11 protein-coding genes, 1 riboswitch and 1 other annotated feature are annotated in these 13,927 nt (G+C 34.5%); of the genes, 4 read left to right on the top strand and 7 right to left on the bottom strand.

Features of this window, described 5'->3' with window-relative positions; all coding sequences use genetic code 11:
• Window positions 1-181: 181 nt before the first annotated feature.
• Window positions 182-1,426, bottom strand: coding sequence for an N-acetylmuramoyl-L-alanine amidase (locus RTP99_RS02485; RefSeq protein WP_000797220.1), 1,245 nt, complete (start codon window positions 1,424-1,426; stop codon window positions 182-184).
• Window positions 1,427-1,596: 170 nt separating this feature from the next.
• Between RTP99_RS02485 and RTP99_RS02480 the strand changes: the two genes are divergently transcribed.
• Window positions 1,597-2,082, top strand: coding sequence for an 8-oxo-dGTP diphosphatase (locus RTP99_RS02480; protein ID WP_000070005.1), 486 nt, complete (start codon window positions 1,597-1,599; stop codon window positions 2,080-2,082).
• A 28-nt stretch (window positions 2,083-2,110) separates the two neighbouring features.
• On the opposite strand, the gene RTP99_RS02475 is transcribed toward RTP99_RS02480, so the two are convergent.
• Genes RTP99_RS02475 through RTP99_RS02465 form a run of 3 tightly spaced genes read right to left on the bottom strand, consistent with a single transcriptional unit; the run spans window position 2,111 to window position 5,259 of the window.
• Window positions 2,111-3,736 carry a YndJ family protein gene (locus RTP99_RS02475; protein ID WP_000789563.1) on the bottom strand — a complete coding sequence of 542 codons (1,626 nt, stop codon included), beginning with the start codon at window positions 3,734-3,736 and terminating at the stop codon, window positions 2,111-2,113.
• 5 nt (window positions 3,737-3,741) lie between these two features.
• Entirely contained in the window at window positions 3,742-4,347 is a 606-nt protein-coding gene (locus RTP99_RS02470; protein WP_000002626.1) for a DUF4166 domain-containing protein, read from the bottom strand.
• A 3-nt stretch (window positions 4,348-4,350) separates the two neighbouring features.
• On the bottom strand, window positions 4,351-5,259 hold the full coding sequence (locus RTP99_RS02465; protein ID WP_000676646.1) for a DoxX-like family protein: 909 nt from the start codon (window positions 5,257-5,259) through the stop codon (window positions 4,351-4,353).
• Window positions 5,260-5,449: 190 nt separating this feature from the next.
• Window positions 5,450-5,636: riboswitch (Lysine riboswitch) on the top strand.
• 199 nt (window positions 5,637-5,835) lie between these two features.
• Here RTP99_RS02465 and RTP99_RS02460 point away from each other — a divergent pair.
• Entirely contained in the window at window positions 5,836-7,065 is a 1,230-nt protein-coding gene (locus RTP99_RS02460) for an aspartate kinase (RefSeq protein WP_000448052.1), read from the top strand.
• A gap of 353 nt (window positions 7,066-7,418) precedes the next feature.
• A complete protein-coding gene (locus tag RTP99_RS02455) occupies window positions 7,419-7,874 on the top strand; it encodes a VOC family protein (RefSeq protein WP_000041941.1) in 456 nt (151 codons plus the stop codon).
• Window positions 7,875-8,106: 232 nt separating this feature from the next.
• On the opposite strand, the gene RTP99_RS02450 is transcribed toward RTP99_RS02455, so the two are convergent.
• Together RTP99_RS02450 and asnA are read right to left on the bottom strand one after the other, a co-directional pair.
• Complete coding sequence (locus RTP99_RS02450) at window positions 8,107-8,535, bottom strand: helix-turn-helix domain-containing protein (RefSeq protein WP_000051966.1); 429 nt, start codon at window positions 8,533-8,535, stop codon at window positions 8,107-8,109.
• Window positions 8,536-8,671: 136 nt separating this feature from the next.
• Entirely contained in the window at window positions 8,672-9,655 is a 984-nt protein-coding gene (gene asnA, locus RTP99_RS02445) for an aspartate--ammonia ligase (protein WP_000284918.1), read from the bottom strand.
• Window positions 9,656-9,725: 70 nt separating this feature from the next.
• Window positions 9,726-9,984, bottom strand: a binding site (T-box leader).
• A 406-nt stretch (window positions 9,985-10,390) separates the two neighbouring features.
• Here asnA and RTP99_RS02440 point away from each other — a divergent pair.
• Complete coding sequence (locus RTP99_RS02440) at window positions 10,391-10,525, top strand: DUF3934 domain-containing protein (protein ID WP_000047591.1); 135 nt, start codon at window positions 10,391-10,393, stop codon at window positions 10,523-10,525.
• Between the two features lie 100 nt (window positions 10,526-10,625).
• Here the strand turns inward: RTP99_RS02440 and RTP99_RS02435 are convergent, their stop codons facing one another.
• Window positions 10,626-13,820: a DEAD/DEAH box helicase gene (locus RTP99_RS02435; protein WP_000011084.1), complete on the bottom strand. Its 3,195-nt coding sequence runs from the start codon at window positions 13,818-13,820 to the stop codon at window positions 10,626-10,628.
• Between the last annotated feature and the right edge of the window lie 107 nt (window positions 13,821-13,927).

Below are 13,927 nucleotides of genomic sequence, written 5' to 3'. Positions count from 1 at the left end.
AAACTAACAAACTCTTAAATAGTCAACAGTAAAAGTATACGTGATAAAAATCAACTAATCTACCATTATTTTATTTATAATCAATATAATACGATATATCTTTTTATTCCGATACAAAATTACATAAAATCACATAAAAAGCCCATCTATATAAAGGCGATGGGCTTAGCAATCAACATTGTTATTTAGCTAAACGATATTTTGCAACATCGAAACCTTTCCATTCATAATAATCTAAAATACCAGCATAAACTGCCTCAGCAGCAATTTGTCTTCCTGATTCAGTAGCTAATTTACCATTATCTATATCATTATCAATAAAGGCAAGCTCTGTTAAAACTGCTGGTACTGTATTATTATTTACTACATAAAGTGAGTGATTGTCTTTTATCTTTCTATCTCTTGTATGTAGTGCTTCTACTACTCTATTTTGAATTTTATTCGCTAATACTTCACTATCCTTTTCAATCTGTGTCTCTTCTCCACGCTTGGATTTTTTATAATAATATGTTTCCGTTCCATGACCATCATGTTTTTCAGAAGAATTTGCATGAATGCTTACAAATATATCTGCATTGTTCTCTTGACCAAATTTTACTCGATTCGCAAGAGATTCATTTTTGTTACTTCCTGGATTTCCATTTTCTTCACGTGTTAACAAAGCTTTTAAAGGTGTATTTTTTTCTAACAACTTCTGTAATCTTAAAGATGTATCAAATACAATTTTACTTTCCTCTACGCCTTGTCCTGGATTCCCCGGATCAAATCCTCCATGACCAGGATCAATAATAACTACCTTTTCTACTAAAGGGTTACCTATTTTAAGAGAATCTGCCTTTTTAATAAATTGAGCTGCCTCTGCTTTAGTTAGAATTTTTTCAGGCTCCCATTTTTCACCAGTTCCAATAGAAATCCCTAATTCAACTAGAATGTTAGCTTTTGCTTTACCCCAACTTTTTTCTAGATCACTGAATTTAGTTGCTGGAGTACCATTTACTTTAGAATCTAATTTGTAAGCTTCTACAATAAGAGAGGCCATTGAAACTCGGTCAATTTTCCCAGTTGGATCGAATACGCCCGCTCCTTTCCCTTTTACAACGCCAGCTTTTTCTACAGCTGCGATGAATGGGGTATACCATTGGTTTTGAGAATCACCGAAAGATGGTTTAGCATTTTTATCGATTGGTAAGTTTAAGATTTGAGCCATCATTGTAGCTGCTTCTGCACGAGTGATTTCTTTTCCTGGCTCAAACATTCCTTTTTCGTTACCTGTAACTGCACCTTTCTCTACTAAATAGTAAATAGAGTCTTCTGCCCAATGTTTAGCTGGGACATCTGGAAATTTTTTCGTTTGCGCGAAACTACTAGATGAATACGATAATATACTAGCTGCAATTATTCCTGCTGCGATTATTCTATTTTTCATAGAATATATTCCCCTCTCAAGTACGATGTATTTATGTAACAGACTCATTATAGTTCTGAAAATTAGTAATAGTCAATTGAAAATTGTATAATATTGTATTATTATTGTATTTTTTGTCATACATAACTATAGTTAAAAACTATAAGATTTTATTAAGAGGAGAGATTCATATGAGCAACAATTGGAAAGATATAGAGCACCGTATGTATACAATGTGTATGATTCAGCGGAATAACAAAGTATTGTTAATACAGCGCCCCAATCACCTTGGCTTCCCTGGTTACATCGCTCCCGGCGGAAAAGTAGATTTTCCAGAAAGTATCGTTCAAGCTGCTAAACGGGAAGTAAAAGAAGAAACTGGATTACTTGTTTCAAATTTAACTTTTAAAGGATTAGATGAATACGTAAATCCGAAAGAAAATGTTCGATATATGGTATTTAACTATTGGACAGATTCATTTGAAGGTGAACTCCTTTCGAATCCTCCTGAAGGCGAATTATTATGGGTACCAATCGATACAGCACTAAATCTTCCTATGCAAGATTGGTTTAAAGAAAGATTTCCATTATTTTTTGAAAAAGGTACATTTGAAATTCAACGTGTTTGGGACAAAGACTTAGATAAACAAGTCGCTATGACAATTACCCATACGTAAAAAAGCTTGGAATCTCTCCAAGCTTTTCTTACTTCTCCTCTATTTTCTTAATCTCATAATCAATTTCTAAAAACTTAACTCCAAATATCCACATTTTATGGTTAGCTTCTAACATTTGATTGGTGCCCTCTTTAATAATAAACGTCTCAGCTAACGGTAACCGTACTGTAAAGAAACGAGTATGTAAATAAATCCCCTCATCTCCCTTACCATTTCTTCTCAGCTTACTAGTAATAATTAAATTATTATTATCATTACGTAATTTTAAAATCCCCGTCATATTCGAATATGGTAGAGGCAATGCGATATTCATATATGTCTCATTCTTATACGTATGTTTTGAGTAAAGAGCTACAAAAATAGATGCTCCTGCTTCATTTTTTCTTAACCAAGCTCTTACATTCTCCCTTCCATCCTTCTCATCCATTACCCCTATGATAGAGCCGTGCATTGTTTCCCACTTGCCGCCCATTCCTAAATGTATTTGTCCTACACGCTTACTCATTTTCTCATAACAAAATGCTAACAGGCGGAACGAACGAGTCCATTTAATATGCGATTGTAACTCATACTCTTTTGTATTTTCATAAAACCGAATAATGCTTAAAGGTATCTTCGTCACGTCAAATGCCTCACTATGAAAATCATTCATTTTATCAACTAAACCGTTGTATCCCTTACTATCTATTACATTTCTGTTATGTAAAAACACTTCACCAACTGTCGCCTTTCCTCTTAATCTGCTCATTGGTTTCCCGTAATATTTATAGTTCGGAACACTCTTTTCAATCATCCAGCCGACAAATGCCGGTAACGCTACTCCAATTCCATTCACAACACCGTGAATCCAAACCATTTGAGCAATTGTAATCGTCATTACATGTTTCAAATTCCCATACGAGTATATAAGTGAAAACATAATTGTTACCATAAGTGTACTAGACGATATGATCAGAAGAATCTTTGCGTTGATAGCATTAAATTTCGTACGCCAAACATAAATTCCATAACCATAAATAGCGCATAAATATAGGAACACTGCAAAAAATTCAAATACCCTTGAATACGTAATTCCTACTGCGACTGTCAGAGGTGAAATAACGATGACAAACATAATAACATCATATACTTTACTTCTCTTTTCTCTTTTTCTCCCAATTAAACCAGCCGATAACGGCAATAGAAACGCCGAATAATGAAAGTGTGCAGCTGTGAGTAAAACAATGTCAGAACTAAAGTGCATAATGGAAAGCTTTGCTACTGAGGCGAAAAACCAGAAGCCACCTAAAAACAAATAAATAAACGCACTATCGATTGCCGTTTCTTCTAACGGTTTCCATCCTCTTTCTAGTAATCTACTCACACCAAATAACGCGACAATTCCTGTATATACAAACCAAAATAGCGCAAAGAAATAGTGACTTGTTACGAAAGCTAGCATTGCACTAATTGCTGCGATTGGATATAAAAACGATACAAATTCATAAAAGAATACATATGATCCATTTCTTGTTTTCTTATCAATGATGCTAAATGACATCGGTATAAATAACAACATAGATAATAAAATAATTGCTTCCACTGGTTTTATATTTGACCACTCACATATTAGAAAAATAATATAACAAACAAGTCCAACTATTATATTTTTCATATTATTTATTTCCTCTCCACAAACGTTCCCTTATATGAAAATAATGAACCAATTAACGGATTGCGTACTTGAACATGAATTCGAAAGCATTGTTGTGTTTCATCATAATTTTCTACAATGTTGGCCTCCCCGTATAAAAATCTAGGTAACGGGACTTTCCTTCCAAACATGTAAAACCATTGTTTCTTTGAAGAAATATGCATTGCCCCTAACTCATCAATATGAAAATTCAATGTAGAGACGAGTAAATGTGGTTCACCAAAATAATCTACAATTTCATTTTCATCAAGTTTCATTACCGCATTAAAATACCTTTTCTTATTATGAAAATAAAAAGTACGATTCCACCGCACAAGTTCATGTCCATGTTCATCACGCTCAGCGGTATTATGTATTGTAAATGGCACTCCCTTACCTCTCTCAGAGAAAAACATTCGAAATTTCGATGCAATTTTTAATATGAATTTTACGAAAAAAGAACCACCGTAAATTTCATCCATCTTCCCTTCTCCAATAAAGCTATTTTCTTCTGTAATCTCATAACGTTTCTGTAATTTCGGATGAAGTTTTTTATAAGAATCCCCTAATAATCTTTCATACATATTAGCCATACATTACCCCTTTCTCTTCCTCTTGCAATTTTTTGCACTTGGCAAATTCGTACTATTTATATAACCGACAATCGATAATCCAATTAGAAGTAGATTTAACGTAATTGGATTAAACGGCTCTGTAAAGCTTGCGATATTCGTAAATCCTGCTGCTATCGTTAAGGCTATTAACATAAAAATATGTACGACAAATACTTTTCGTTTTGGAAATGGTAACAGCCATAGGACACCAAAAATAATTTCTAGTAATCCAATTATTTTAAGTATAAAAACACTATGTTCAGTTGAACCAACCATCACCGATAGCATTTTTACTTCTTCTGAATGAGTAAACACTAGTTTCGGTACTATTCCTTGATACATCCATACGAAAGCAAATAAAAAACATACGAGCCAATACGTCACTGTTCTTCTAATGAGCAATCTAGGATGAAGTCCCTTTTCTAACCATAATTTTAAAGCATCAAAACTCCAAGCAGTCGCCCAGCCTAATAACGGCCGAAACATATAGAAATCTATTACATTCCCTATACGACCAAACCTCGTATCATAATCATATTGTGTCTCAAAATGAATGTGTTCTTTACACGGTGTATACTTCCAATAACCACGCCCTATTTGAATAAGAGATAATGTATTATCCGTCCAAAACTTTAAAGAAGAAATTCTTTCACCCGTTTCTTTTCTTATTTCACCTATCGATTCCCCTTCCCCAGCTATTTCAAGTCCAAATCCGATTTTTGTTTTATATAAAAATTTCTGTGGTTCTCCTTCTTTTTTCTCTAAATATGAAATTTCAGTAAAGCGAGCATCCCATTCTGTATGTATATGTGGTTCTTGCGTATATTCCCATAATTTCTCCATCGTTGTGTTCATTTCTGCTGAAACATAAATAGGCTTTTTCCCTTTCATTCTTCCACCTCCAATGAACTATAATTTTAATGTACATGTAATAAATTTATTTTGCTACATTTTTCACAAACTCCCTTGTAAAAAATAGAATTTTTAAAATATATACAAAACACTTGATTCCTCGAAAAATTTAAATTATTATAAAACAAATGTTACCAACAACTTCATAAATCAAACACTCTCGCCTAAAACGTGAGATAGAGGTTGCGATACTTATGAGTATTCTAATGGAGACACAGAGAGGTCTATGAAATTAGATGAAAGGAAGTATTGCCGAAATCGATATATTTCTCTGTATGTATCGATTGGGGCTGTTTTCGAATAGAAACAGAACTGTCATATGTACAGACGCGTATGTATGAAGAGCTATCTACAAAAAAGAGATATCATTTTCATGGTATTCCTTTTTTGGCGGTTTTTTTATTAGCTCCGTTTTCTGTTTCCCTTTTCCTGTAACAGCACCATCCTCACTTATTTGAGATGGTGTTTTTTGTTTTTCTCTGGTAACTACAGGAATATTGGGATTTATATATGTCCTAATCTATTCTTAAAAATGGATGAAAGAAGGAATTCGTAATGGAAACGATTGTACAAAAATTTGGTGGCACTTCTGTCGGAAGTGTTGAGCGTATTCAACATGTAGCAAATTTAATTATTGAAGAATATGAGCGAGGGCATAGTATCGTCTCTGTCGTTTCAGCAATGGGAAAAAGTACTGATGAACTTGTAGCACTTGCTAACGCAATTACAGAAAATCCAAGTAAACGCGAAATGGATATGCTTCTATCGACAGGAGAGCAAGTAACTATTTCATTATTAACGATGGCACTACAAGCAAAAGGGTATAACGCGATTTCATTAACAGGATGGCAAGCTGGTATTACGACAGAATCTGTACATAGTAGTGCACGGATTACTGAAATTAATACAGATCGAATTCAATCTTATCTTACTAAAGGCACGATTGTTATTGTAGCTGGTTTCCAAGGAGTCAGTGAAGATTTTGAAATTACAACGCTTGGACGAGGCGGTTCTGATACAACTGCTGTCGCATTAGCTGCTGCACTAAACGCAAAAAAATGTGATATTTACACAGATGTGACTGGCGTGTATACGACGGATCCACGAGTTGTAAAAGATGCTTATAAATTAGATGAAATTTCTTATGACGAAATGTTAGAACTTGCAAACCTCGGTGCTGGTGTATTACACCCGCGTGCTGTTGAGTTTGCTAAAAATCATAATGTCATTTTAGAAGTTCGCTCAAGTATGGAACAAGAAAACGGAACAATTGTAAAAGGAGAATGTAACATGGAACAACAATCAATCGTTAAAGGTATTGCATTTGAAGATAATATTACACGCATCACAGTGAAAGGATTAGAACAAGGTTCACTTTCAACTGTTTTCTCTACATTAGCAGCGGCACATATTAATGTAGATATCATCATTCAAAGTATTACTAATGAAGGAACTGTTCATCTCTCCTTCTCCATCCATTCTAATGATTTAAGAGAAACATTAGAAGTATTGGAACAAAATCAAGAGGCACTTCACTATGAAGCAGTAGAATATGAAAATCATTTAGCAAAAGTATCAATTGTAGGATCTGGTATGGTCTCTAATCCAGGTGTTGCTGCGAATATGTTCACTACTTTAAAAGAAGAAAATATTCATATTAAAATGGTAAGTACATCAGAAATTAAAGTGTCTGTCGTTATTGACCGCCTTCATTTAGTGACAGGTGTTGAGGCACTGCATCAATCATTTATGGCGAAAATTGTGCCTTTAGTACAAATGAGTTAATTTCCAGCGGTACTACTTAAAACAAATTATATGAATCTATTTCCTTCCTATTAAAAATAGAAAGCTGTTTGCATTATATAGAGTGACAAGAAATTTATGTGTCATTAAAAAAATACAATTAATTCTATACAACAATCGGATCATTTAATGCCGTACAGGATAGAAATATTTTTGCAAGGAAGTCTCGGTATTGTTTGTTAACAAGATACTATATGACATACTTAAAAACACCTTGTCACATTTTCCTAAACTGTGACAAGGTGTTTTTGTTTGAAAGGAATTTGTAACTTTTTAATAGTATAATGAAGATGATGATTAGATAATACACTTTTACATATAAGGAGATAAAGACAATGTCAAAAAATAAATTACTCAGAATGGACAATGTTAGCATCGTTGTAGAATCCCTTGATCATGCAATCTCTTTCTTCGAGGAGATTGGGTTAAAACTCGAAGGGCGCGCCACTGTAGAGGGGGAATGGGCTGGTCGCGTAACCGGACTCGGTTCGCAGTGCGTAGAGATTGCTATGATGGTGACTCCAGATGGCCATAGCCGAATTGAACTTTCGCGATTTCTTACCCCGCCCGCTATAGGAGATCACCGGACAGCTCCTGTCAATGCCCTCGGTTATTTGCGCGTCATGTTCACCGTTGAAGACATTGATGAAATGGTATCTAGGCTTACTACTAAGCATGGTGCTCAACTCGTTGGTGAAGTAGTTCAATACGAGAACTCTTACCGTCTCTGCTACATTCGTGGAACCGAAGGGATTTTAATCGGTTTAGCGGAAGAACTCGGTAACAAGTAAGTGATGTATTATAAAGGAAACTACTATATTTTTAACCACGTCCTCACTCCAGAACGTGGTTATGCTTGTTTGAGTTTTTAAAAATATATTTTCATTTTACACATAGATTTCAAGACTCTATCCAAACAGTTCTTTAACATATCACTAACATCCAAAAAATCATTATGAAATAATTTAATTATTCGCTTTACCTTTTCCAAGGAAATATAACTGACTCTTCTCATTTTATAACTTATCGCTCTTTCCTATGAAAAAACGATCTATATTCATTCAAAATAACTTTCTTCACATCCGAGTAAAATACCATCATGAATAATGCAACGCCTAATACAACCACCTGTATTTTTTCATATTCAACGAAAGCACTCATAATTAACAAACCAAATCCAATATAAAAACCAAATTCGTTCTCTTTCTCAAAATCCTCATCATCTTCATCAATATGTATTTTTTCTTTCATGTTTTGATTCCCTTTTATTAACGCATCGAGCGTAACATTATACATTTCGCTAAGCAAAATTAAATTATCAATATCAGGATAACTTTTATTATTTTCCCATCTATATATTGCTTGCCTTGTCACACCAATCTTTTTAGCAACATCCTCTTGTGAAAATCCCTTTGACTCTCGTAGTTTTTTTAACTGCTCTCCTAAGCTCATAACGTCCCCTCTTTTAAAAAATTATGACATAATAGGAGATGAAAAAGAAAGAAACTATTAGTAAAATCCGCTGTAAACCACTCGTTTACACAATAAAAAAGAGAGAATAACTCTTTGAGTTATTCTCTCTCTTCTATTAAAACAGATGAATGTTTTCTTTCTTGCAAGCTTCACGTAAATCATCAGGCCATACAGAAGATTGAACTTCACCGATATGTGCTTTACGTAAGAAGTACATGCACATTCTTGATTGTCCGATACCACCGCCAATTGTTAATGGGAGTACGTCTTCTAAAATACCTTTATGGAAATCGTACTCACGTTTGAAGTCTTCACCTGTTTTCGTTAACTGCTCATCAAGTGATTTACTATCAACACGAATTCCCATTGATGATAATTCAAATGAAGATTGTAGTACTGGGTGCCAGAATAAGATGTCACCGTTTAATTTCCAATCATCATAATCAGCTGCGCGTCCATCATGCTTTTCACCTGAACGAAGTGCATCACCAATTCCGATAATGAAGACTGCACCGTGCTCTTTTGCAATTGCATGTTCACGATCTTTCGGTGTTAATTCTGGATATTTATCTTCTAGTTCTTGAGAAGTAACGAACACAATTTCTTCTGGTAAATACTTCCCAAGGAACGGATATTTTTCAAATAAGTGGTCTTCTAAATCTTTGAATATTCCATAAATTGTTAATACTGTTTTTTGTAAGTAATCTACAGTACGCCATTCTTTTTGAACGATTTTTTCCCAATCCCATTGGTCAACGTAAATAGAATGTGTTGCATCAAGTTCTTCATCACGACGGATCGCGTTCATGTTTGTATATAACCCTTCACCAGCTTCATATCCATATTCATGCAGTGCAAATCGTTTCCACTTCGCTAGTGAGTGTACAATTTCTAATTCTTCTCCTGAGTGTAACATATCAAATTCAATTGGACGTTCTACACCGTTTAGATGATCGTTTAGTCCTGATCTTTTCGTTACGAATAATGGTGCAGATACACGGAATAGTTCAAGTCGTTTTGCTAATTGATCCTCGAAAAATGTTTTAACTTCCTTAATTGCGATTTGAGTCTCTCTTACTGTCATTAATGATTGATACATGGTGGTTTCCTCCTAAAATGTTTGGATGTTGTGAAAAGAAGCCAACAAAAAAAGCCCTTCTTTCCCAAAAAACTGGGACGAAAGGCTTTGGTTCCGCGGTACCACCCAAATTAGCAACAGAGGTTGCTCACTTATACAATACGGAGATGAAGTATCTCGATACTGTTCTTCTTGTAACGGCGAAGTTCCCGGCTAAGTCTACTTTCCTGTCAAAGATTTCGGTTAGCAACTCCAGGAGGTTCTTCATAATAGGCTTCGTATCAGGCTCACACCACCCCTGACTCGCTTAGACTACGTCCTACTACTACTCGTCCTTTCATAGTCGTTTTGTTGTCACATCTCTGAAACATTTTATTAATGATTATTCTATACAAAAAATAAATAAAGTCAACAAAAAGTTTTAAAATATTTTTCAATTCTTTATTTTACGGCTTTATTGATTGTTTCCAATATACCTTCTTTACTTCTTTTGTCTGGGCATTCCAAAAAACGTTTCACTAACAGAAACTAACATATATACAACAATTAATGTAATCGTCCGAAATATAGAATCCGCAGTATTTCGTATTATTTTCATTTTCTTTGTAATTCCTTTCAGTTTACTTGCAAATTCATGATATACTATAGCATTCAAGCAGTTTGTTTTTACTTAAAACAAACATAGTCATTTATAAAGAGTATTTTCTAAATCATTGACTATTATCAAATAAGATTTTTATATAACGGAGTGATTATATGAGTAAAACGAAAGCAAAACCGAAAAAAGGTGTAGGACAAGGTACAGGAAGTAAAGGATGGAACCGTTGGCAATCAAGCGCAAAGAAAAAGAAAGCAGCAAAGCCATACAAAAGTAAAGGTACAAAGAAATAATTGAAATAACATTTGATTTCTTTACTTTGTACAAAACAAAATATAATTATTACAACAAAAAAGCTATACCCTCATACATTTGAAGGCATAGCTTTTTTTATTAGATCATTAAAATATCTCGAATTTCTTCCTCCGTGATTGATGATAATTTCTCTTCTCCTGGCTCAATCACTTCAGCGATTAAATGTTTCTTACTCTCTTGTAGTTCATGCATTTTTTCCTCAATGGTTCCATGTGCTACTAATTTAATAACTTGTACTGTATTTTTTTGCCCCATTCGATATGCCCGATCTGCTGCTTGTTGTTCAACAGCTGGATTCCACCATAAATCGTATAATATAACCGTATCAGCGCCTGTTAAGTTAAGACCTGTACCACCAGCTTTTAAAGAAATGAGGAATAGGTCTCCTTCTCCTTCGTTAAACCGATTGCATAGTTCTACACGTTCTTGCGAAGGTGTATTCCCGTCTAAATAAAAGTATGGAATTGCTTGACGATTTAATTCACGACCAATAATGGACAGCATCTTCGTAAATTGAGAAAAGATTAAAATTCTCTTACCAGTGCTTCTACATTCCTCTAGTATGTCTAACAGTTGCTCCAATTTAGCTGAACTCCCTTTGTAATCATCAACGAATAAAGCAGGATGATTACATATTTGTCTTAATCTCGTTAAGCCAGCTAAAATTCTAATTTTATTTTTACGTAACGTATCTTTGTCTAAATGCTTTAATGTTTCTTCCCTTAATTTCGCTAAGTAAGCAGCATATAGTCTCTTTTGATCCGGTAATAACTCCGATGACTGTAAGTGCTCTATTTTATCTGGAAGCTCTTGTAATACATCTTCTTTTAATCGTCTTAATACGAACGGTTTTACGCGCTTCGCAATATCTTCACGCCTTAAATCACCGAATTCTTTTCTTCCTGGTAATAATTCTGGAAATACGACATGAAAGATAGACCATAGCTCTTCTAATGAATTTTCGACAGGCGTTCCCGTTAGTCCAAAACGATATTCAGCTTGAATTGTTTTCACTGCTCTTGCAGTTTGTGTTGTAGGATTTTTAAACGCCTGTGCTTCGTCAAGAAATAGTGTATGAAATGGCCTCGCATACGACCTTACATCTCTTCTCAGTAATGGATATGACGTAATGACGACATCAAATTCCGCTACGTCTTTTAAGATTTTTCGTCGTTCTGTTTGATTTCCATCTGCAATAACCGCTCTAATATGTGGGGCGAATTTTTTCAATTCACTAAACCAATTATAAACGAGCGAGGACGGTGAAACGACTAATATAGGCAGCTTCTTCTCCCGAATTTCAGGCAAAACAGAATCTATATAAGCAATACTTTGCAGCGTTTTTCCAAGTCCCATATCGTCTGCTAAAATACCGCCAAAACGGTAATAGGCGAGTGTTTTCATCCATTCGAACCCGTATACTTGATACTCTCTCATTACAGCATGTAAAGTTGGCGGTACTGTAAACTTTAACTTTTTCGGATTTTGAATGCTTTCAACTAAATCTTGAACAGACTCATCTAAACTTAAAACATTACCTTCATGTAGTCCATTCATCCATTTTACACTCCGAATAAGCGGAACATTCACTTCTTCCCCATGTAAAAATTCTTTTCGAATACCTGATTCTTTTACAAACTGATTAATTTCATTAAACTCTTTGCTCTCTAGTGATAATAAAGAACCATTCGCAAGCCGATAATATTTCCGTTTTTCTTCAAGAGCCGCTAATACACCTTTAATTTCAGCTTCCGGTATTCCTTTTATATCAAAACGAAATGACAACCAATCAATTCTTTCTTTCCTTCTCACTCTAATAAGTGGCGCTGTATCCCCTTTATGAATGCGTAATTTAATTGCTGTTGTCGCGTAAATATCAACTAAACCTTTTAACGTTGGAACAATGTGATATAAAAAGTTATACTCAGCTTCTTCATTATGCATAAAGTAACCGCCTTCTGTTTTCGCAAAGGCACTTTCACTCATAATGTCTAAAATCTCTTTTTCCTTTTTCTCATCACGATTAAAAACAGAAGGTTGCCCGTCTTCTTCTAGCGGATTAATCACGACGTTTCCATAATGAAATTCAAGACCTGCTAGCAAACGATTTTTCACTCGATCTAAATATAGCTTTGCTTTTAACGACGGCGTTTCAACACGATCGGATATGACTTCATCAATGCGCACTGTTCCAAGTTTCATTAATCCAGGCACAACTTTCGCTACGAAATGTTCCATCTTATTTTCAGGAATATAAAACTGATTGCTATTTGAGCGACTCATCATCTTTTGCAATTCAATAAGTCGCATACAATCTTCCATAGGTAAATGATATAATTTCCCATCGTAAAGAGCGTTGTTATACATCTCCATAACTCGAACACGATTTAGACCGTCTATATGAAGGGTAAACCCGCCATTATTCCCTTTCGTAAACTCAAAATGTAATGGCAATAACCCTTTTGAAATGTGTAATCCCTGGAACAGTTGCTCATTTTGTTTCAACTGTACATACTCGGCTCTAGAAAGTGCAGAGAGCATATCATTCCATGAAGCTGGCGGTATAAATATCATACTTTCATCTTGTTTCGCATGTACTTCTAGTGCATCTTCATACATTTTTTCGTTATGATATATTTTAATAAATTGTTGTATAATCGCGTCTGTTTCTTGTTTAAAACTGTGTACATCTGGCGTATATGTAAATTCATTGGAACAATGAAAAGCCTCTCTCTTCTCCACTTTAGAAAGAAATTCTCTAATATGATTTATAAAATATGTTTTCGCAAGTTTTAACTGAATTCCAAGAAGAGCCCCACCGCTTTTCTTCGCTACTGGTGAACATATAAACGCAACATCTAATATTTCACGTGTATCAAACCGATGTTGTTTACTTTTTGGCCTCAGTGGTTTGTCTGCAAATAACTGAAACATCCCGTTTGTTAATTGATCATTTCTGCTACTAACAGAGCCCATTCCACCCGTTTGTTGGTTATAATTTATTTGTATTAGTACGGCTGCAACATGTTGACAGTACGTTTGAAAAGACGCTAATGAAGGACAACTACATCTCGCAACAACATCACCTTTTTTAGCTTTTTCTACTGTAACACGAAAATCCTCGTTCCCTTTTACTGTCGCCTCACAAATTTCTTTCGTTTCATCATAGTAATTCACGATTACTTTATTTGATTTATAATAAGCTTCGCCTCTTTTATATGAGGTTTCTCCACATACTTCTTTAATAATCGATTTATTTAATGTAAAACTCATTGTTTTAACACTTCCTTAATGTAAAACCATTTTCTCTTACTTAACATTTTACATGCTTCACGAGAAAATATAAAATGTTGATTTAACAAAAAAAGATGCTTATTTAT

Origin of the sequence: Bacillus sp. (in: firmicutes), assembly GCF_031983925.1 — a bacterium.
GTDB classification, from domain to species: domain Bacteria; phylum Bacillota; class Bacilli; order Bacillales; family Bacillaceae_G; genus Bacillus_A; species Bacillus_A pacificus.
The sequence above is the reverse complement of the archived record's forward strand: the minus strand, read 5'-3'. Positions and strand labels throughout refer to the sequence as shown.